General features: G+C 60.1%; 18 protein-coding genes. 16 read left to right on the top strand and 2 right to left on the bottom strand.

What is annotated here, in order from left to right:
* Positions 1–897: 897 nt before the first annotated feature.
* Positions 898–1,698, bottom strand: a complete 801-nt coding sequence (locus DPM35_RS29750; protein ID WP_112131157.1) for a calcium-binding protein — start codon at positions 1,696–1,698, stop codon at positions 898–900.
* Between the two features lie 440 nt (positions 1,699–2,138).
* On the bottom strand, positions 2,139–3,200 hold the full coding sequence (locus DPM35_RS29755) for a hemin-degrading factor (protein ID WP_112131060.1): 1,062 nt from the start codon (positions 3,198–3,200) through the stop codon (positions 2,139–2,141).
* Between the two features lie 582 nt (positions 3,201–3,782).
* On the opposite strand from DPM35_RS29755, the gene DPM35_RS29760 reads away from it, so the two are divergent.
* The 16 genes from DPM35_RS29760 to DPM35_RS29835 all read left to right on the top strand — a co-directional run bounded on the left by DPM35_RS29760 (position 3,783) and on the right by DPM35_RS29835 (position 20,000).
* Positions 3,783–4,103 carry a HesB/IscA family protein gene (locus tag DPM35_RS29760; protein ID WP_112131061.1) on the top strand — a complete coding sequence of 107 codons (321 nt, stop codon included), beginning with the start codon at positions 3,783–3,785 and terminating at the stop codon, positions 4,101–4,103.
* A 15-nt stretch (positions 4,104–4,118) separates the two neighbouring features.
* Positions 4,119–5,336 (top strand): cysteine desulfurase NifS, encoded by a 1,218-nt coding sequence (gene nifS, locus DPM35_RS29765; RefSeq protein ID WP_112131062.1) that lies wholly within the window; start codon positions 4,119–4,121, stop codon positions 5,334–5,336.
* Positions 5,333–6,538 (top strand): homocitrate synthase, encoded by a 1,206-nt coding sequence (nifV, locus tag DPM35_RS29770; protein ID WP_112131063.1) that lies wholly within the window; start codon positions 5,333–5,335, stop codon positions 6,536–6,538. The genes nifS and nifV overlap by 4 nt, the downstream gene beginning before the upstream one ends.
* Entirely contained in the window at positions 6,535–6,915 is a 381-nt protein-coding gene (nifW, locus tag DPM35_RS29775; RefSeq protein ID WP_112131064.1) for a nitrogenase stabilizing/protective protein NifW, read from the top strand. Before nifV ends, nifW begins: the two co-directional genes overlap by 4 nt.
* Before the next feature lie 181 nt (positions 6,916–7,096).
* Positions 7,097–7,948 (top strand): electron transfer flavoprotein subunit beta/FixA family protein, encoded by an 852-nt coding sequence (locus tag DPM35_RS29780; RefSeq protein ID WP_112131065.1) that lies wholly within the window; start codon positions 7,097–7,099, stop codon positions 7,946–7,948.
* Between the two features lie 15 nt (positions 7,949–7,963).
* Positions 7,964–9,073, top strand: a complete 1,110-nt coding sequence (locus DPM35_RS29785) for an electron transfer flavoprotein subunit alpha/FixB family protein (protein ID WP_112131066.1) — start codon at positions 7,964–7,966, stop codon at positions 9,071–9,073.
* Between the two features lie 9 nt (positions 9,074–9,082).
* Positions 9,083–10,390, top strand: coding sequence for an FAD-dependent oxidoreductase (locus DPM35_RS29790; RefSeq protein WP_112131067.1), 1,308 nt, complete (start codon positions 9,083–9,085; stop codon positions 10,388–10,390).
* 9 nt (positions 10,391–10,399) lie between these two features.
* Complete coding sequence (locus DPM35_RS29795) at positions 10,400–10,693, top strand: ferredoxin family protein (protein ID WP_112131068.1); 294 nt, start codon at positions 10,400–10,402, stop codon at positions 10,691–10,693.
* 226 nt (positions 10,694–10,919) lie between these two features.
* Positions 10,920–12,596 (top strand): nif-specific transcriptional activator NifA, encoded by a 1,677-nt coding sequence (nifA, locus tag DPM35_RS29800; protein WP_181592229.1) that lies wholly within the window; start codon positions 10,920–10,922, stop codon positions 12,594–12,596.
* 218 nt (positions 12,597–12,814) lie between these two features.
* Entirely contained in the window at positions 12,815–14,296 is a 1,482-nt protein-coding gene (gene nifB, locus DPM35_RS29805) for a nitrogenase cofactor biosynthesis protein NifB (RefSeq protein ID WP_112131069.1), read from the top strand.
* Between the two features lie 33 nt (positions 14,297–14,329).
* Positions 14,330–14,524 (top strand): 4Fe-4S dicluster domain-containing protein, encoded by a 195-nt coding sequence (locus DPM35_RS29810; protein ID WP_112131070.1) that lies wholly within the window; start codon positions 14,330–14,332, stop codon positions 14,522–14,524.
* A gap of 90 nt (positions 14,525–14,614) precedes the next feature.
* The gene (locus DPM35_RS29815; RefSeq protein WP_112131159.1) at positions 14,615–14,923 is read left to right on the top strand and encodes a nitrogen fixation protein NifZ; all 309 of its coding nucleotides are present in this window, start codon (positions 14,615–14,617) and stop codon (positions 14,921–14,923) included.
* Between the two features lie 15 nt (positions 14,924–14,938).
* A complete protein-coding gene (gene nifT / locus DPM35_RS29820) occupies positions 14,939–15,151 on the top strand; it encodes a putative nitrogen fixation protein NifT (RefSeq protein ID WP_112131071.1) in 213 nt (70 codons plus the stop codon).
* 42 nt (positions 15,152–15,193) lie between these two features.
* The gene (locus DPM35_RS29825; protein WP_112131072.1) at positions 15,194–16,078 is read left to right on the top strand and encodes an SIR2 family protein; all 885 of its coding nucleotides are present in this window, start codon (positions 15,194–15,196) and stop codon (positions 16,076–16,078) included.
* 47 nt (positions 16,079–16,125) lie between these two features.
* Positions 16,126–18,042, top strand: a complete 1,917-nt coding sequence (locus tag DPM35_RS29830) for an ABC transporter ATP-binding protein (protein WP_425373429.1) — start codon at positions 16,126–16,128, stop codon at positions 18,040–18,042.
* Positions 18,042–20,000 (top strand): ABC transporter ATP-binding protein, encoded by a 1,959-nt coding sequence (locus DPM35_RS29835; protein ID WP_112131074.1) that lies wholly within the window; start codon positions 18,042–18,044, stop codon positions 19,998–20,000. Before DPM35_RS29830 ends, DPM35_RS29835 begins: the two co-directional genes overlap by 1 nt.
* Positions 20,001–20,197: the final 197 nt, after the last annotated feature.

A 20,197-nucleotide genomic window follows, 5' to 3' on the forward strand; every position in this document is an offset into this window, starting at 1 on the left:
TGGCCATCGCCCGGCAAAGCCGCAGCTCAGGCGCATCGCGATTGTGTTGCGCGGTGCAGCCGAACCGCGCACCAGCACGCAAGAGATCCGGTCGCGAGTTGAAGCAGCACAGGTCATCTACTCTGTGCTGCTATCGTAAATCTTAACCAGTGTTACCCCCTTGAAGTTGAGGACGAGGTCAACGACACCGAACCCGGCGACGCACCGCTGCTGGCGTCGGCAATCGTCTTTGCAAGTTGCGTGCCTGATTGGAGTGTCGATGGCGCTGTACCGAGCTATGCCCGGCCAGCACCGGATCGCCACTCATTTGATGACCGAATGTCCCAGGAGAATGTCAGAAAACCAACTCTTGCCCTCAGTTTTGTCAACTCCGCGACATGGGAGGGGTCGGCTTGGCTCCTGCTCAAGCTAGGTCAGACAAGTGGAGAGTGTGCGGAACGCTCTGTCCGAGCTCTTTCTGCCAAGTCGGCGTAATGTGAGACTCTTTGGCCGCCGACGCACCGGGCGTCGTCGTCGAGCAGCCTGGCCACTCCGCTTTCGCCTTCACAGATGGACGCAAGGTCGGACCCTCGCCCGCCCTCTTACAAAGCGGCTGATCCAGAACCGTCAGCGATACTCGCCAAGCCTGTGCGAAGCTCCAAAAACCGCAGAGACGCGCCTGCGCGCACCCAATAAGGGCACAGCCCCCGAATGTGGACCGGCTTGGGGCAAAGACATACGCAGGCGCACAGGGCGGATTTGTTTGATCGCGACGTCCTTCAGGGCGGGATCGTGATCGTGGACCGGGAACTGTCCGGTCACACTGTGGCTCTCCCTCTTGTGACTGCGGCAACTCGCCCATGGGAACCGTGCCTCCGCGGAGATGGCGCGGCACGGTTTCCAAACGGTTCCCGCGGATCAGACGAAGGTAAAATCCGACGCGCCCAACCCCAGGCCGGCGAGATCCGCGACGCTTTGGACGTTGCTGAGATGAGCAAAATCTTCGGCATTGTTCTCGGAGGTGACGTAGGCCAGATTCGCTGTTTGGGTTAGCGGGTTAAAGTACACGATAATGTCGCCGGTATGCTCATTGGAGATCGCGCCCGCAGCCTGGGAGCCATTGGCGAAGGAGTTGGTGAGCACTACGACATGCTCGCCGTTCGCACCCGTGGCCTCGCCGCTGTAAAACGTGTCAACAGAATGGCCTGCCCGAGAGCTGGCGTGGTTGACGAAGTTGGCGCCGAAACCATCGCTGCCGAGGCCCACCGCGTCGAAGGCCAAAGTGTCTTGCGCCGGGTCGAAATCCAAGATGGAGATATTGTCTGGGTTGGGCCCGTAAAGCGGGTCATATCCCGGAACCGTGTTGTGGAATTGGAAAACGAACGTGTCGTTACCACCGTCCCCTGTCAGGATATCCCTGCCGTCACCAGCAAAAAGGACGTCGTCACCCGGACCTCCATAGAGCTTGTCATTATCCGGGCCATTGGTGATCCGCGGTTTGTCTCGGCCGTTGTCGCCGTAGAGATAGTCGTTGCCCTCATCTCCAAAGACCTGATCATTGCCTGCGCCACCGAAGACTCGGTCATTGCCGGGGCCCGCAGAGATGGTGTCGTTACCCGCACGAGCGTCGATCCAGTCATTACCGTTGGGGTCTCCGACCAAATCGTCACCTTCGGTGCCGAAGAGGGCATTGTCACCCGGGCCGCCATAGATAGCCATCAAGATATTCCTTATGATGCACCCCCCAACGCCACCTGAATCTTTCATATCCGCCTCAGCTGGTACAATCGATTGCTACGATTGAAACCATTTAGATAATGGATGTGTGCCTTTCGCCTTTCAGCTCGGTGGGTGCGACGCGGCGATGCACGCAGGCCCAGGCGCTAGCGCATGCCGAAAAATCCACTCGGCACGCGTGGGGGCGTTTCCCGCCACTGTGCGCCCAATACATCGCTGGTGATAAGCTTGGTGCCCGCAAGGATGATGGGACAACCGTGGTCGATTGCGATGTCTGGGTCGACGGACAAGCGATGCGTGACGACAAGGGAGCAATAGCTGTACGCGCTCGCTCGCCCTCGCGCCAAGCGACGGCAAGCGCAATGCTGAGCCCGGCGCGAGCGCCGGGCGAGAACGTAAAGCAACATCCAGCGGTCTCGCCCTCAGGCAGCGGTCGAACCGCGTATGCGTGGCAGCGACTCGGCCAGGCACCGCCAGTCTTTGCGCTCGCCCTCGCCCTCGTGGCGCTTGCCAAAGAACTGGATGATCATCTTGCCGTCAGCGCCGTAGGCTTCGAGCGAGGTGACGTGACCGTCCTTGGTCGGCTTGCGAACAGCCCAGACCTCCCGGAGATGGTGGGTCGCGAGATGCAGTTGGAAGGTCTCGTCGAGCACATTGGTCCACAGCCCGATCGTTTTGACCGACTTGATTGGACCTGAATGTATCTGGATACAGCCCCGATTGCCGACAAAGCACATAATCGGCATTTCGTCTTCGGCCGCCTGTTGTAACATGGCGCCAATGGAATGCTTATCGAGCGGCCAAGCGTAATCCTCGCCGACCATACGTACCGCCTGGCGGCGGCTGAGCTTCAGTGCCTTCAACAAGTTGAAGAATTGATGCACGTCGGTGAGCTCGCTCCAGCACTCGCGTAGCTCTTCCGTTTTGGCGGTTTGGTCGGGAACCTCTGGGTCGTATTCCGTTTTGCTCGGCTTGATCGCTACAATTGGCTCCTGGTTCGAGGATTTCAGCTCAGTCACCAGCTTTTGATACGGACCGAGATCTGAGGCTGGCCCGAGTTGCACCTTGTGCGTTGCTTTGCCGGCGTCATCAAAGAACTGAAGGCTGCGGCTGATGTCGTTGCCATTGCGCTTCTCGACGGCAAAGCCATGCGCCCAGACTTCGGGGAAGATACGCAAGTCGATGTCGTCGCCGAGTACCAGAGCATGCTTATTGCCAGTGACCACCTTGTCGTAGACGCCAATCTTTTCGTGCGCGGCACTTTCATTGCGGGTAAGTGCCATCACCTGGCCAACCGCCTCGAGGCCGCGCAGCAGATCGTTGACGCGTGGCTCGATACGAACCACGCCGAAACTGCAATGCGCTGCGACCAGTTCCGCTTCTGAAATGCCCAGTCGCGCGGCGAGCTCGTGCTCACGGATCTGACGATTGTCTGCCCGCACCCGCCGGATTTCCTGCGGCGATAGTCGCTTGCGCTGGTCCATGTGTTAAGCCTGCTTCATCTGCTTGTTGAGGATCAGCCTCAGCGCCGGGTTAGTCGGCGGAGAGCACCGTAATGCGCAATGCCCACCCCAATTAGTCGAGGAACACCGGCGTTGCTGGCGAGAGCGCGTGATCGTCATTTGAACCCAGGCAGCGTTCTGAGCGAAACAAGCCGATCCCACCAGCGCAGAGCGGCTCTGAACCAGACTTGACAGCTGGCTTTGCTTGCGTGGTTTCGTTGATCGCAAGGGCGGTCGCGGCATGAGGCTCGCCTCGGCGGTTCTTGTTGCATGACCAACATGGCGCTCAAAAATTGTGCCAATTGGCCTGAACAAGCAGGCCACAATGCCGTCCCTATCCACCAATGATTTTCGCGAGAGCTCCGCTAAGGTCGAAGCCGGACACTCTGTGTCACGTCCTCGACAAACCCGACAGGGATGCCGGTTGCCCGACATGGTCCAGCAATGGTGCACAAGGCCGATAGCGGCTCTGGAGAACGGCGCTACGTTGAACCGGTCTTTCCCTTTGGCACGGTCCCTGCAGCGTATCCGCAAAGACGTCCCGGATTGAGGAGAAAGCTCGCCATGATCACGCTCACCGACAGCGCTGTTGCCGCCGTGAAGGCCGCTCTTTCCCGCGCCAGCGAGCCGGCGGAGGGCTTTCGGATTATGGTCCAGACCGGCGGCTGCGCCGGCTTCAAATACGCAATGGGCCTGGAAAGTGTCTCGCGCGAGGGCGACGTGGTCACCGAGACAGATGGGCTCAAGCTGTTTGTGGACGCAGACTCCCAACGCCACGTGGCCGGCATGACCATCGACTTTGTCACCGGGCTCGAAACTTCCGGCTTTGTCTTCGACAATCCCAACGCGAGGGACAAGTGCGGCTGCGGCAAGTCCTTCCGTTAGCTGAGGACAACGAGTATGAGGCCCGTCTACCTCGACAACAACGCAACGACACGTGTCGACCCTGAAGTCGTGCAGGCGATGTTGCCGTTCTTCACGGATCAGTTCGGCAACCCTTCGTCAGCGCACGCTTATGGCGCCTCGGTCGGCGCGGCGATGAAGAAAGCGCGGCGGCAGCTCCAGGTGCTGATCGGCGCCCAGTTCGACGATGAGATCACCTTCACCTCGGGCGGGACAGAAAGTGACAATGCAGCGATCCTTTCAGCGCTCGAGGTCACGCCCGACCGGACCGAGATCGTGACATCGGCGGTGGAGCATCCCGCCGTGCTGACGCTGTGCGGGCACCTTGAACAGGTGCGCCGCATCAAGATCCACAGGATCCCGGTCGATCGTCGTGGCCGGCTTGACCTCGACGCGTATAAGGCCGTCCTCAGCCCACGTGTGGCAATCGTCTCGATAATGTGGGCGAACAACGAGACGGGAATGATCTTTCCCGTGACCATGCTTGCCGAGTTGGCCAAGGAAGTCGGTGCCCTCTTCCATACCGATGCTGTGCAGGCGGTCGGCAAGGTTCCAATAGACCTGAAATCGACTGCAATCGACATGCTGTCGCTCTCCGGCCACAAGCTTCACGGCCCCAAGGGGGTCGGCGCACTGTGGATAAGGCGTGGCGTGCAATTCCACTCGCTGATCAAGGGCGGACACCAACAATACGGCCGGCGTGCCGGCACCGAGAATACGCCCGGCATAGTCGGGCTCGGGATGGCAGCCGAACTAGCTCTGAAATTCTTGGACGATACCGCCACGCGGGTAAAGTCGCTGCGCGACCGCTTGGAGGATGGAATCCTGCAGCGCATCCCAAACACTTCTGTCACTGGCGATCGGATGGAGCGGCTGCCGAACACCGCAAACATCTCCTTTGAAAATACCGAAAGCGACGGAATCCCCCATCTGCTCGGTCGCGTGGGCATCGCCTGTTCCTCTGGCTCCGCCTGCACCTCCGGCTCAATGGAACCGAGCCACGTGCTGAGCGCGATGAAGACGCCACACGGGGCGGTCCGTTTCTCGCTAGCGCGCGACAACAGCGAAGCGGACGTCGATCGGGTCCTAGAGGTCATGCCCACAATCGTAGGGAAGCTGCGTGGCTCTCCCAGTCCCGGGCCGCGTGAGCGAAGTCGCGAAGATGTTCGATCCGGTCCATGCCTGAGCGGCAGCAGAACGGGGTGCAATTCATGAACCGTGACGTCTTGCTCAATGACACGACATTGCGCGACGGCGAGCAGGCGCCTGGCGTCGCATTCACGACGGCGGAAAAGCTGGAGTTGGCCGAGGCACTCGCGGCCGCGGGCGTGCCAGAGATCGAGATCGGCACGCCGATCATGGGCGCCGACGAGATCGAAACAATTCGAGCCGCCGTCGCGCGGCGTCTCCCGGCTCGGCTCCTGGCCTGGTGCCGGATGAAGGCGCGGGATCTCGATGCAGCAATCGAGAGCGGCGTCGGCGCCGTAAATCTGTCACTGCCTGCATCCGACATCCAACTTGCCGCCAAGCTCGGCCTCGACCGGGCGGAAGCGCTCCAGGTCATCGAGGATATGGTCGGGCGCGGAGCCGCTCAGGGTTTGTTCGTCGCTGTGGGGTGCGAGGATGCCTCGCGGGCTGATGGGGATCACCTTGCCCGCGTGATCGAAACGGCAGCGCGCGCCGGGGCAAGCCGCATCAGGCTGGCCGACACGGTCGGTGTTCTCGACCCCTTTTCGACTTTCGAACTTGTTGCCCAGCTCACGGCTAAGTCTGAGATCGATCTCGAATTTCATGCGCACAACGATCTCGGCCTTGCGGCCAACACGCTGGCCGCGATCCGCGCGGGCGCGCGCCATGCCTCCGTCACCGTCCTCGGGCTCGGAGAACGTGCGGGCAATGCCGCGCTGGAAGAAGTGGCCGCCGCGTTGGCTGTCATCGACGGCGCGGAGACCGGTATCGAGCTGTCCGCATTGCCGGACCTCGCCGTCCGGGTGGCCTGCGCCGCCCGCCGGCAGATCTCGGCCATCAAACCGGTCGTCGGGGCCGATGTTTTCACCCACGAATCCGGCACTCACGTCGCAGGGATTCTGAAGGACTCGCGTAGCTATCAGGGGCTCGATCCGGCACTTGTGGGTCGCTGTCCTCGCATTGTCATCGGTAAGCATTCCGGTGCCACTTCGATTACCCGCATGCTGAACGAAAACGGTCGCGATCTCGACCCGGATCTGGCAGCCGTGGTGGTAGCCCGCGTCCGCCGCAAGGCGGCCGAGACAAAGTCGACCATTACTGCAGCTCAACTGGTCGAGCTCTACGATGGAATGTGCAGCGAGGCACGCCGCGCGGATCTCACCGATCTAGGCCAGCTGTGCGACGCACCCAGCAACTGCACAGTTGTGCGAGCAGGGAGACATCAATGAATTGTTCCGCAGATGGCCGCCCCATCGACGTTACCGGCATCCTTTCGCGGCTGAAGGGCCTGTCGGCCGCTGAGGAGTTTTTCGCGCTTCTTGGGGTCTCCCATGACCCGAAGGTGCTAGATGTCTCCCGGCTTCATATTATGAAGCGCGTGGGCCAATACCTTGCCGAAGAGGATCTATCCGATCTGCCCGACCAGGTGGTAGCGGCGCGGGCGCGAGCCACGCTGCAACGCGCCTATGAGGAGTTTGCGACTTCCTCGCCACTGACGCACCGGGTCTTCAAGGTGCTTAAAGACCACGATCCGAACAAGCCTGCCACGCCCGGCCGCGCCTTTGTCCCGTTCGAGTCTGTGCTGAAGCGGTTCCCAAAGGAATGAGCGTGACACGGTCGCGCAGCGACAAATGTCGAGAAGCCGACACCTCCGGCAACGCGAACACGCCACTCGTTAAGAGCCCAAACAAGCCTGCATGAACACAAGCCCGCAAAACGACTTGGCACGAATAGTGCGGTTAGCGGGATCATATCCGCATCCGGACAAAAGCCCAAAGAGACCGCCAATGCATATCGTAGTCTGCCTCAAGCAGGTGCCGGACTCGGCGCAGATACGGGTCCATCCTGTCACGAACACGATCATGCGGCAGGGTGTGCCCACCATCATCAATCCCTACGACCTGTTCGCTCTCGAAGAAGCGCTCAGGCTGCGTGACACTTACGGCGGCGAGGTCACCGTGCTCACTATGGGGCCGCCCATGGCAGAGGATGCCTTGCGCAAGGCGCTGGGGTACGGCGCCGACCGGGCGGTGCTGTTGACCGACCGCTATTTTGCCGGATCCGACACGCTGGCGACCTCCTTCGCCCTTTCGCAGGCAATCGCGAAGGTTGGCCAGACGTTCGGCACTCCAGACATCGTCTTCACTGGCAAGCAGACGATCGATGGCGACACCGCCCAGGTCGGGCCCGGCATCGCCAAGCGCCTCGATCTGATGCAACTGACCTATGTGGCGAAGATTCCTTCCGTTGACCTCTCAGCGCGCGAGATCAAGGTCGAGCGCCGCTGTGAAGGTGGCATGCAGATGCTCAAGAGCAGGCTCCCTTGTCTCGTGACCATGCTGGAAGGCACAAACGAGATCCGCCGGGGCTCGCTGCAGGACGCTCTGTACGCCGCGCGCAGCCAGGTTTTGAAATGGAGTGCGGCCGACGCCGGCATTGACGACCTCACCAGATGCGGCCTGCGCGGCTCGCCAACGGTCGTCAAGCGCGTTTTCGCGCCTGCTGCGCGGGCGGAAAAAGCAGCGCTGATCGACGTCCCCGAGATGAATCTGCGCGATCTCGCAGACGAACTTATCGCCGCAATCTTAATGCGCCAGCCAGCGCTGGAACAGGAACTCGCCTTCAACGGCGGCGAGTAAGGGCAAGGAGAGACGATGTCGACTGCGAATCGAGAAGCCCCTCGTCCCGCCTCAGGCCGTGCCGGCACAAAAAAGGAGCTGCCGGATCATTTCAAGGACTATCGCCACGTCTGGGTTTTCATCGAGCTCGAACGCGGTCAGGTCCATCCCGTATCGTTCGAACTGCTCGGTGAAGGCCGCAAGCTCGCCGACAAGCTCGGCGTCGAGCTCGCAGGGATTGTGCTCGGACCGCCGGGAGAGACCAACCAGTCTGCGATAGCCGAGGCTTTCGCTTATGGCGCCGATCTTGTCTACAACGTTGAGGCGCCGCTGCTTGCCGACTACCGCAACGAGCCTTTCACCAAGGCGATGACGGATCTGGTCAATAGCCACAAACCCGAGATCCTGCTTCTCGGGGCGACCACTCTCGGCAGGGATCTTGCAGGCTCGGTGGCGACGACCCTGCGCACTGGGCTCACTGCCGACTGCACCGAACTCGATGTCGATGCCGACGGTTCGCTCGCCGCGACACGTCCGACTTTCGGCGGTTCCTTGTTGTGCACGATCTATACCCTCAATTATCGGCCGCAGATGGCGACGGTGCGACCGAGGGTGATGCCCATGCCGCAGCGGGCGGATAGGCCGGTTGGGCGTGTCATCCGGCATCAGCTATCGATCGCCGAGGATGACATCGTCACAAAGGTTCTTGGCTTCCTGCCGGATAACCAGTCGGCGAAGGCCAATCTTGCCTATGCCGACGTCGTCGTTGCGGGAGGCCTCGGGCTTGGCGGGGCGGAGAACCTGCAGCTTGTAAAGGATCTCGCGCGAGCAATTGGCGCCGAGCATGGCTGTTCGCGCCCGTTGGTACAGAAGGGCTGGCTGTCGGCTGATCGGCAGATCGGCCAGACAGGCAAGACCATCCGGCCGAAGCTTTACATAGCGGCCGGCATTTCCGGCGCCATCCAGCACCGGGTGGGGGTCGAAGGGGCCGATCTCATCGTGGCGATCAACACCGACCCGAATGCGCCGATCTTCGATTTCGCCCACCTAGGGATCGTCACCGACGCAGTCCGCTTCCTGCCTGCACTGACGGAGGCCTTCACCAGGCGGCTGTCGCCTCACAGTCGCGACAAGCTTGCAAGCTAGGAGCTGGACATGATCACGGAAAGGTTCGACGCCATTGTTGTTGGGGCCGGCATGTCCGGAAACGCCGCTGCTTATACGATGGCAAGCCAGGGCATGAAGGTCCTGCAGCTGGAGCGGGGCGAATATCCGGGCTCCAAGAATGTTCAGGGTGCAATCCTGTACGCGAACATGCTGGAGAAGATCATCCCGGACTTCCGCGACGATGCGCCTCTCGAGAGGCATTTGGTTGAACAGCGGCTTTGGGTCATGGACGACACCTCCCATACCGGGCTCCACTATCGGTCGGAGGACTTCAACGAGGCCAAGCCCAATCGCTATACGATCATCCGCGCCCAGTTCGACAAATGGTTCTCGCGCAAGGTGCGCGAGGCCGGAGCGACGGTCCTGTGCGAGACGACGGTGACGGAACTGGTGCGCGATGCCAAGGGCAAGGTAGTGGGTGTTCGCACCGATCGGGCCGGCGGGGAGATTTTCGCGGACGTTGTCATTCTCGCAGAAGGTGTCTGCGGACTGCTTGGCACGCGCGCCGGGCTTCGCGAGATGCCGAAGCCCAAATCCGTGGCGCTCGCCGTCAAGGAAATGCATTTCCTGCCTGAAGAGGTCATAGAGCAGCGGTTCGGCCTCAAGGCAGGTGAAGGCTGCGTGATCGAGGCAGTGGGTACGATCTCCCGCAACATGGCCGGGCTCGGCTTTCTTTATACCAACAAGGAATCGATCTCACTCGGCATCGGCTGCCTCGTTTCGGATTTTGCTGCGATGATGGAGAGCCCACATGTCGTGCTCGACGCGTTGAAAAACCACCCTTCGGTCCGCCCGCTGATCGCCGGCTCGGAGGTGAAGGAATATGCCGCGCACCTCATTCCCGAGGGCGGCTACAAGGCAATTCCGCAGCTGTTTGGCGACGGTTGGGTGGTGGTCGGCGATGCGGCGCAGTTGAATAACGCCGTCCATCGCGAAGGTTCGAACCTCGCGATGACCTCCGGTCGCATCGCCGCTGAAGCAATCATGCAGGTCAAGAGCCGCAAGCGCCCGATGACCAAACAGAACCTTGTCCTCTATAAGACTATGCTGGAGAAATCCTTCGTGATGAAAGACCTGAAAAAATACAAGGATATGCCGGCCCTGCTCCATACCAGTTCCCAAAATTTCTTCACAACCTACCCGCGGTTGATGTCTCACGCGGCTCAGAGTTTTGTCCGGGTCGACGGCACCCCGAAACTCGACAAGGAAAAGGCGACCACTGCTGCCTTCGTCAAGGCACGTTCGCGTCTGGGACTTGTGAGCGACCTGGTTCGCTTGGCATTGGCTTGGCGCTAGGAGGACGAGATGACAATTGCAGTGTCACGCATCGAGGAGAAACTCTACCAGAACCGCTATCTGGTCGACTCCGGGCGTCCGCATATAAAGGTACGAGCGCACAGCAAGCCAAGCACTAACCTGCTCGCCTTGACCCGCGTCTGCCCGGCCCAGTGCTATGAATTGAACGATAATGGCCAAGTGGAGATCACCGCGGACGGCTGCATGGAGTGCGGCACCTGTCGGCTGCTGTGCGAGGCCAGTGGTGAGATCGAGTGGAATTATCCGCGCGGCGGCTTCGGTGTCCTTTTCAAGTTCGGATGACCCGCGCACGCCCGCGCCTTTTTAGAACTTGCTTATACCTGGAATTGCTGCGGTCATACCCGACAATTTGCAATTGAACAGGGGCTCGTTAAAGTGGGTTCTGAGTCGGAAGAAAGGCGCTTTGGCAGGAGCACCTTGCAACCCCTGAGGTGTTTCCATGGGTCAAATAATGCGCGATCGGGGCGACGGGGGAGGGTTTCGCAACGCCCTGCCACCTATCAAATCCATGCACGGGGCAAGCATCCCGCCAAGGGGAATCTACGAGGTTTCCCAGATCCTGACCGCTCCCACGCGGCTGGAGATCACGCTTGGCAACGTCATGAACATTCTCTCCTCGTTTGTGCAAATGCGTCACGGCGCAATGGTTGTCCAAGACGCGGACGGAAAGCTGGAGATTGCCCTAACTGCCGGTGATGAGGCACCTGAATTAGATTGGCGCCGCGTCATACCGCAGGCCGTGGCAGATCAAATCTTCGTTACGAAACAGCCGCTCGTCGTACACGACGTCAGCAAGTCCGCAATGTTCCGGCCCGACCTCCAGACGGCTTGGAGCGGCACCGCCGTGCCGGTAACCTTCATCGGCGTTCCAATAGAGGCGGAGGACAAGATCCTCGGCACACTGTCGATCGACCGGGACGGCGCCGCCAATATACGTTGCGACGAAGACGTACGCTTCCTGACGATGGTCGCCAAGCTTGTCGGCCGAACCATCCGCCTCCATCGCATGCTGGGTACAGATCGTCAGCAGCTTGAAGAGGAAGCGAGAGCGGAGAAATCGCTGGGAGAGAAGGAGAGCCGCCCTACCCGGCATTCGCCTGCCAGGATCGACGGGATCATCGGGGAAAGTGCCGCACTCAAGCAGGTGCTGGAAACCGTCGCGATCGTAGCAAAGACCAACTCCACAGTGCTTTTGCGGGGTGAAAGCGGCACCGGCAAGGAATTCTTTGCGCAGGCAATCCATAAGCTTTCACCCCGCAGCAAGAAGGCGTTTGTCAAGCTAAACTGCGCCGCACTGCCTGAAAGCGTTCTGGAATCGGAGTTGTTTGGGCATGAAAAGGGCGCCTTCACCGGGGCTGTCTCGCAGCGCGCCGGCCGTTTCGAACTAGCAAATGGCGGAACGCTGCTGCTCGACGAAATCGGCGAGATTTCGCCCGCCTTCCAGGCCAAGCTGTTGCGCGTCTTGCAAGAAGGCGAGTTGGAGCGCGTCGGCGGAACCAGAACGCTAACGGTCGACGTCCGGCTCATATGCGCCACCAACAAGGATCTCGAGACGGCTGTCGTGAATGGAGAATTCAGGGCCGACCTTTACTACCGCATCAATGTGGTGCCTATAATGCTGCCACCGCTTAGAGAGCGGCCCGGCGATATTGCGCGTCTTGCGAAGGCCTTCCTCGATCGGTTCAACCGCGAGAACCACCGCGAGCTCGCCTTCGCGCAGTCAGCGCTTGAGCTGATTTCGCAATGCCGCTTCCCAGGTAACGTCCGCGAGCTGGAAAACTGCGTGCGAAGGACTGCCACGCTAGCGCGCTCAAACATGATTGCGCCCTCGGATTTCGCCTGCCAGAAAGGCCAGTGCTTCTCTTCCCTGCTCTGGAAAGGACGCGACGGTTCAAATTGCTGCACTGGCAGCGCCTTGTGTGGCCGCAGCAGGACGCCGGTTGAATCGCCACTGGGTGAGGGACACGGCGGCCCCAGCGAGGGCGACTTGGTGCCCGAGAATCCCCGTGACCCGAACGATCCCGCTTGGGCTGCAGGCATGCGTGTGATCGATCGCGCCCGGCTGATCGAGGCGATGCAGAAGGCCGGCTGGGTTCAGGCAAAAGCTGCTCGCATCCTCGGCCTCACGCCCCGCCAGGTTGGCTATGCCTTGCGTCGGCATGGCATCGAAGTGAAGAAGTTCTGAACGGCTGCAACATCACACGACGAGGCCTCCTCGCTTTGTGATGCCTTTCGGACGGCGATTGTCGGTTCAAGTCGCAAGCCCGACAAAGATTGTGGCGTAGCGAACAGACGAAACCGCACATGAAATCCGACTTGTTGAACTGAGGCTGGCTTTTTCAAGCCGGCACAGTTTTTGCGAACTGAACTGCGACGTCCACGTTACGAACGGAGCCACGTTCAATGTCCGCACCGGCGATTTCGCTTGAGAGCTTGGTCAGTAACAACTCCTTCGACCAGTTACTGGCGACCGCGAAAACAGCCGGCTGCGCATCTTCATCCTGCGGCTCGTCTGCAAAGCCGGATGAGATGGACTCCGCCGTCTGGCAAAAGATCAATGACCATCCATGCTATTCCGAAGAGGCACACCATTATTTCGCGCGCATGCATGTGGCGGTCGCGCCGGCCTGCAACGTACAGTGCAACTACTGCAATCGCAAATATGACTGCGCCAATGAAAGCCGGCCCGGAGTCGTCTCGGAAAAGCTGACCCCAGACCAGGCACTACGCAAGGCGATCGCCGTCGCCAACGAAGTGCCCCAGCTTTCCGTCCTCGGCATCGCCGGGCCGGGTGACGCCTGCTACGACTGGGACAAGACAAAGGCGACTTTGGAACGCGTCGCCAAGGAAATCCGCGACATCAAGCTGTGCATTTCCACCAACGGGCTCGCGCTACCAGATCGTGTTGCCGAGCTTGCTGACATGAATGTCGACCATGTGACAATCACCATAAACATGGTGGACCCTGAAGTCGGCGCAAAGATCTATCCCTGGATTTTCTACAAACATCGCCGCCACACCGGCATCGACGCTGCCAGGATATTGCACAAGCGCCAGATGTTGGGCCTGGAGATGCTGACCGCGCGCGGCATCCTGACCAAGATCAATTCGGTGATGATCCCCGGCGTCAACGACGAGCATCTCATCGAGGTCAATAAATGGGTCAAGGAACGCGGAGCGTTCCTGCACAATGTCGTGCCGCTGATTTCCGACCCGGCGCATGGCACGCATTTCGGCCTGAGCGGCCAGCGCGGCCCGACGGCCTTGGAACTGAAGACGCTTCAGGATCGTCTAGCAGGTGGCGCCAAGCTCATGCGACATTGCCGACAGTGCCGGGCCGACGCTGTCGGCCTGCTTGGCGAGGATCGTGGCCAGGAGTTCATGAAAGACCAGATTTCGCACGATGTCTCCTATGACGCCAGCAGACGCAAGGCCTATCGGGAAGTGGTTGCGCGCGAGCGCGGCGATCACGTGAGGGCCAAGAGCCAAGCGGTCGCGACAGTCAAGGCAGCGGGTTCCACAAAATCGCTCCTCGTCGCGGTGGCGACCAAGGGCGGCGGCCGGATCAACGAACATTTCGGCCATTCGAAGGAATTCCAGGTTTATGAAGCCTCTCAGACGGGTATCAGCTTCATTGGGCACCGCAAGGTCGAGCAATACTGCCTCGGCGGCCGAGCCGCGGACGCCGCCCTCGACGAGGTCATCGCTGCGCTCAAAGGCGTCGACATCGTTCTGTGCGCCAAAATCGGAGACTGCCCCAAGGATCAGCTCGCCGGAGCCGGAATCCGGGCGATGGATGTTTATGGCTACGACTACATTGAGGCCGCTATCAGCGCGCTTTACGCTGCCGAGTTTGGGAGCGAACCAGTGGCGGCGAAAGCCTAATCGTCTCGTCGTAACCTAATCAGGAGTTGAGGAATGGCCTTCAAGATCGTCGTCTCCCAATGCACGCAATGCGGTGCTTGCGAGTTCGAATGTCCCTCGAGTGCGATCAAGTTCAAGGGTGAGAACTACGTGATCGATCCGGCGCACTGCACCGAATGCGAGGGGGCCTTCGAGACCCAGCAGTGCGCATCGGTATGCCCGGTGCCGAAGACCTGCGTTCCCGCCTAGCCTGTTTAGGTTAACGGCACGGTGGGGCCGCTTGCGAAGGACGCCATGACCTGCCTTGTCGACGAACTGCAGCCGCGAGAAAGGAAGGAAATGGGCCTTGGACGCGAACGGGAGGTCGAGATCCGCAAGCCCCCACGATTTATGCCGGGCGAGCGGGTCCGCGCCACACGCTGCGTAAAAAATGACGGCACCCATCCCGGTAGCGAGATAGGCGCAAATCTCGTGCGGAAGGGCGATGAAGGGTATGTCCGCGACATCGGCACCTTTCTCCAGCAGTTCTACATCTATGCGGTCGAATGGCTCGATCGCGGGACCGTCGTTGGCATGCGCGCCCATGAACTGACCAGCCTCGACAGATCCGGCGATCCTTGCAGTGCCGAAGCCGCTGGTGGTCACTAACAAGGGGACAGCCCAATGAAGGTAATGATCCGCAGGACCGAGGCCGGCCTGTCCGCATATGTGGCCAAAAAGGATCTCGAAGAGCCGATCATCAGTATCGAGAATGAAGCGCTATGGGGCGGATCCATAACGCTCAGGAATGGCTGGCGGCTCGCCCTGCCCGACCTTCCGCGAGATACATCTTTGCCGATCACCGTCGAGGCAAGGAAGATCTCCGACGAGGAGTGATGCCGCGGGTCGGTCGCCCGAGAGCCTCGATGGGAAACGAGCATGTACACGATCCCGGCCTCTGGCCATCTCATGATCAATCGCGACAGTCATGCCGCAAAGCAGCTTAGACTGCTGAAGAAGGCATTATGCGCCGATGAAATAGTCCCGTATCTCGGTCCAGACCTGCTTCGGCTCAAGCCTGGGCAACCGCCGGTACCGCACACGCCGCACGCCGTTGCTGCGGCATTCAACGCGCGGGCGCCAGCTCCTTCCAAGATCCGTAAGAATATGTGGTCGGTTGCTCAATACATCGAGCAACGCCGGCATCGACGGACGCTCCAAGCCTGGATGGCCGAGATATTCGCAGGACCGGCTGCGCCGACCGTCTTCCATGCCTGGCTCGCGACGCTTCCGCTCTCCTTGATTGTCGATAGCTGGTACGATGGCGCCATGCGCGCGGCCCTTGCAGAGACCGGCCGAACGGACGTCGTCGAGGTTCAAGGCGTCGCGCGGGTGGACACAATGGGCGACATATGGACGAAAACCTACGACTTGTCTGGAGCGGAACTCCAGCCAGGCTCGACGGCGACAACGGTCCTTTATACGCCCCACGGCAGCATCAAGCCGGCGGCAAACTTCCTCATCGCGGATTCGGATTACGTCGAAGCCCTGACCGAAATCGATATCCAGACGCCGATCCCTCCAGCCGTGAAGGAACGGCGCACCAAGCGTGGTTTCTTCTTCTTCGGCTGCCGGTTCGACGATCAGATGCTGCGAACCTACGCCCGCCAAGTCATCAAGCGCTCAAGCGGCCCGCACTTCGCGGTTATGGATTCGGCAAAGCTTACCAAGAACGAACGCCGCTTCCTTGCAGCAAGCGCAATCGCGGTCATAGACATGCCGGCAGCCGACGCCGCAGCTCAACTGGTTGGGACAGGCGTTTAGAAGATGGTTGCCAGTTTTGCATGTCAGGTGGATTTGGCGAGGGCGTCATGCGGCTCTTGGCCCCCCCAACGGCGCACGATCACTGGCCTGTGCCCTCGAACAGCCAGGTCATTCGCGGCATGACGAAACCTGGCAATTCGTTCGCGAATGGAGAAGTGGCCGGTTCGCCGCGAGGGTTCAGCACGATAGCGCGCATTACCCGGATGAATTTGCGGCAGCCGTGGCTGGTCACCATGGCTATCGGATCGACACTGGTTGCGGCATCGCTCCAACTGCTTATCCCGGCGCTGCTCGGCAAGGCCATCGACCAGACCCAGTTGGCCATGGGCGCAGGTGTCAGCGCAGCGGCAACGCAAGAGGGGCTGCGGAACTCGGCCCTCGTTCTGCTTGCCGTCAGTGTGCTGCGCGGCCTCTTCACACTGGCTCAGAACTATCTTGCCGAAGCGGTCGGCCATCACGTCGCATATGAACTGCGGGTCGCGTTCTATGAGAAAATCCAGAGCCTCAGCTTTTCTTTTCATGACCAGGCGCATTCAGCCGACCTGATCACCATTGGCATGCTCGATCTAGAAGGCGTGCGTATGTACTTCTCTGCAGCTCTGGTTCGCACGGTGCTGCTCGTCATGCTTGTCGGGGTCGGTGCCCACATGCTGATTTCCATGAATCTGGTCCTTGGTCTCCTCGCACTGAGCTTCGTGCCCTTTGTCGCGCTGCGCTCATCAATCACGCAGCTCAAGCTGCGCGCCACCTGGCTTGACCTGCAGGAGCGGCTTTGCGTCCTTAGCCGTGTAATGGAAGAAAATCTCACCGGCATCCGGGTTGTCCGCGCGTTTGCAGCGCAGGCCTACGAGATGCTGAAGTTTGACCGCGCATCGAAGAGTGCGCTTGGCCTCATGCACGAACGAGCCGAGATTTACGTGCGCAATATTTCCGCGATGAATTTCTCGTTCCTTTTCGCCATGGGCCTAGTTCTGTCGATCGGCGGCAACAAAGTCATCGCAGGCGAAATCAGCGTCGGGAAACTTGCCACGTTCCTCACCTTTATGACCATCCTCCAGATGCCGGTTCGCCAAATAGGCTTGATAGTCGATGGCTTTGCCCGAGCCTCGACATGCGGTTCGCGCCTGTTCGGGTTACTCGACCTGGATATTGCGATCAAGGACGCAGCAGACGCCAAACCGCTCGAAATCAGCGACGGCACCTTGCGCTTCGACGATGTTTCATTCGCCTATCCGGCCGCCGAGAACCGCCCAATTCTGAAGAATATCAGTTTTGAGGTCCGCAAGAGCGAAACGATCGCAATTGTCGGCCCACCCGGCTCGGGCAAGTCGACGATAGCTCATCTGATCCCTCGTTTTTACGACGTCGCCAGCGGCGTCATTACGCTTGACGGCCAGGATATCCGCGAGGTCACCCTGGCCACGCTTCGCAGAGCCGTCGCGGTCGTGCAGCAGGATGCATTCGTTTTCACCACGACGATCGAAAACAACATCGCCTATGGCGATCCCTGGGCCAACGCACAGCGCATCGAGCGCGCGAGCGAGTCGGCTCAGCTTCACGACTACATTCTCCGGCTGCCGGCCGGTTACAAAACGGTGGTGCGTGAGCGCGGCCTATCCCTGTCGGGCGGCCAGCGTCAGCGCCTGGCGATCGCTCGCACGATGATGCTGCGCCCGTCGGTTATCATATTCGACGACTCGACTGCCGCGATCGATGCCGCCACAGAACGGCGCATTCGCTCGGCGATGCAACTCTTTGCCAAGGACCGCGTGACCATCATCATCGGCCACCGGCTGAGTTCGCTCATGCACGCCAACGCAATCCTGTTTATCGAGAACGGCGAGATTGTCGAGCATGGCACTCATGAAGACCTTCTGGCGAAGGGCGGACGCTACAAGGCCCTCTACGATCTCCAAGTGCGCGCATTTGATGACATGCTGCCTAACCAAGAGGGGGTGGGCTGATGCTCCAGGGTGGCGAAGTCGAGACGGAGCGCGACGATGCCCACGACGACCGGCGTCCGCCCCATGCGGTCGTCGGTTCGCATCGCATCGAAGAGGCGATATTCGGGCAGGCGTTTGACAAGAATATTGTCCGACGCATTTGGGCGTTCGTGCGGCCCTACCGCACCAACTTGATAGTCTCGGTTGCCGCGATGTTGATCCTCACCGGCACGCAGCTTCTCGTCCCCCTGATCATCCGCTTTGCTATCGACCACGGCATGCAGCCGGGAAGTGGCGATCGTTCGGCCCTGCTCGCAGCCGCCTGCGCCTTCCTGTTCGCCATATCGGTCAATTTTGGCGCCAGCTATACGCAAGAGATCGTGATTTACAAAATGGCGGAGAAAGTTCTGTTCGATATTCGCCGCGCCACGTTCGGCCATCTGCAGGACGTGGCGCTTTCCTTTATGGACAAGACAGAGGTGGGACGATTGATGTCGCGTCTGCAAGGCGACGTCAATTCCATGCAGGAACTCCTCGAAACCTCGGTGTTTTGTCTGGGCGACATAACCCTTCTCTTTGGCATCGTCTTCGTCATGCTGTGGCTCGATGTTCGCTTGGGGCTCCTTACGTTCTCAGTGCTGCCTGTTCTCCTCATCGTGCGCCTCTTCTGGCTGCCGCGCGCCCGCGGCGCCTTCATGGCTGCCAATGAGACCAATTCGCTTTCCAACGGCGCGCTGGCCGAAGCCATTCATGGCGTAAGGGCAGTGCAGTCAATGGATCGGCAGCAGGTCAACTTAATGCTTTATGACGACAAAGCCCGCGCCAATCTCAAGACACATCTGACCGCCGCCAAATACGCCCAGATGATGGTCCCGATCGTCGATAGCCTGACGGGCGTTGCCATGGCTGTCGTCATTGTGGTCGGCGGCTCAATGGTCATGAGCGACCGCATCGATGTGGGAGTGATGGTCGCGTTCCTCTTCTACATCCAGCGCTTCTTCGATCCGATCCGCTCCCTCACCTTGCAATATTCGATCATGCAAAGGGCGATGGCGTCGGGAAAGCGACTGACCGACGTGCTTGACGTCAAGCTTGAGGTCCAGGACAAAGCGAATGCCACGGTGCTTACGCCCGAGATGGACGGCTCGATCGAGTTCAGGAACGTTACTTTCGGCTATGATCCCCAACATCCGGTATTGAAGAACGTGTCGTTCCGGGTCAATCCCGGCGAAACCGTCGCCCTGGTCGGGCCGACCGGTTCAGGTAAATCCAGTGCAATGGCACTCGTCCACCGCTTCTATGATGTCCAGAAGGGCCAGGTGCTGGTCGGCGGCTATGATGTGCGTGATCTCACCCAAAAATCGCTTGGCCGTCAGATCGCCATGGTGCTCCAAGAGCCGTTCCTTTTTACCGGCACGGTTTTCGAGAACATCCGCTACCACAAGGCTGAAGCCACGCGGGAAGAGGTTATCGAGGCCGCCATGGCGGTCGGCGCGCACAGCTTCATCGTGCGCCTTCCTGGTGGATACGATGCCGCTCTATGTGAAGGCGGCAGCAATCTCTCGCTCGGCCAGCGCCAGCTTATCAGCTTTGCGCGTGCGCTTGTCGCAAACACCAAGATCCTGGTACTCGACGAGGCAACCGCCAATATCGATAGCTATACGGAAATGCTGATCCAGAAGGCGCTGGTCAGGCTCCTTGAAGGCCGCACTGGCCTCGTCATCGCCCATCGGCTTGCCACGGTTCGAGGCGCCGACCGTATTGTCGTTCTCCAGAATGGCAAAGTCGCCGAATCCGGCAAGCACGAACAGTTGATCGAAATGGGTGGTCTCTATTCCAGACTTTACAGGCTCAACCACGCGTCGTTCGACGACACGCCCGATGAGCAACTCAACACCTCCGAAGCGGCCGGCTACAGATCTGAGGCGCGAAGCTCCGGGGAGACTGCGCATTCGTGCAAGCGCTTTGCCGAGCGGTGATAGTCGACGCGTCGCCGGCTTTGCACAAGCAGATCCAGCGCCTGCGCGATGCCCCGCGATGGGCACCACCCATGACGGGCATTTGGTTTTCCCGAAAAAGGCTTGGCGATCGGACCCGTGACTTTTTGGTCATGCCTCGCGGCGTCTCCCAGAGCACGCGTCATGCACTGACTGACAAGCCCGACGAGGGTAGGTTG

It is taken from the genome of Mesorhizobium atlanticum, assembly GCF_003289965.1.
Taxonomy (GTDB): Bacteria; Pseudomonadota; Alphaproteobacteria; order Rhizobiales; family Rhizobiaceae; genus Mesorhizobium; species Mesorhizobium atlanticum.

Coding starts and splice junctions, on each gene's coding strand:
- DPM35_RS29750 (WP_112131157.1), bottom strand. CDS start 1,698: ATGGCTATCTATGGCGGCCCGGGTGACAATGCCCTCTTCGGCACCGAA.
- DPM35_RS29755 (WP_112131060.1), bottom strand. CDS start 3,200: ATGGACCAGCGCAAGCGACTATCGCCGCAGGAAATCCGGCGGGTGCGG.
- DPM35_RS29760 (WP_112131061.1), top strand. CDS start 3,783: ATGATCACGCTCACCGACAGCGCTGTTGCCGCCGTGAAGGCCGCTCTT.
- nifS (WP_112131062.1), top strand. CDS start 4,119: ATGAGGCCCGTCTACCTCGACAACAACGCAACGACACGTGTCGACCCT.
- nifV (WP_112131063.1), top strand. CDS start 5,333: ATGAACCGTGACGTCTTGCTCAATGACACGACATTGCGCGACGGCGAG.
- nifW (WP_112131064.1), top strand. CDS start 6,535: ATGAATTGTTCCGCAGATGGCCGCCCCATCGACGTTACCGGCATCCTT.
- DPM35_RS29780 (WP_112131065.1), top strand. CDS start 7,097: ATGCATATCGTAGTCTGCCTCAAGCAGGTGCCGGACTCGGCGCAGATA.
- DPM35_RS29785 (WP_112131066.1), top strand. CDS start 7,964: ATGTCGACTGCGAATCGAGAAGCCCCTCGTCCCGCCTCAGGCCGTGCC.
- DPM35_RS29790 (WP_112131067.1), top strand. CDS start 9,083: ATGATCACGGAAAGGTTCGACGCCATTGTTGTTGGGGCCGGCATGTCC.
- DPM35_RS29795 (WP_112131068.1), top strand. CDS start 10,400: ATGACAATTGCAGTGTCACGCATCGAGGAGAAACTCTACCAGAACCGC.
- nifA (WP_181592229.1), top strand. CDS start 10,920: ATGCACGGGGCAAGCATCCCGCCAAGGGGAATCTACGAGGTTTCCCAG.
- nifB (WP_112131069.1), top strand. CDS start 12,815: ATGTCCGCACCGGCGATTTCGCTTGAGAGCTTGGTCAGTAACAACTCC.
- DPM35_RS29810 (WP_112131070.1), top strand. CDS start 14,330: ATGGCCTTCAAGATCGTCGTCTCCCAATGCACGCAATGCGGTGCTTGC.
- DPM35_RS29815 (WP_112131159.1), top strand. CDS start 14,615: ATGGGCCTTGGACGCGAACGGGAGGTCGAGATCCGCAAGCCCCCACGA.
- nifT (WP_112131071.1), top strand. CDS start 14,939: ATGAAGGTAATGATCCGCAGGACCGAGGCCGGCCTGTCCGCATATGTG.
- DPM35_RS29825 (WP_112131072.1), top strand. CDS start 15,194: ATGTACACGATCCCGGCCTCTGGCCATCTCATGATCAATCGCGACAGT.
- DPM35_RS29830 (WP_425373429.1), top strand. CDS start 16,126: ATGCGGCTCTTGGCCCCCCCAACGGCGCACGATCACTGGCCTGTGCCC.
- DPM35_RS29835 (WP_112131074.1), top strand. CDS start 18,042: ATGCTCCAGGGTGGCGAAGTCGAGACGGAGCGCGACGATGCCCACGAC.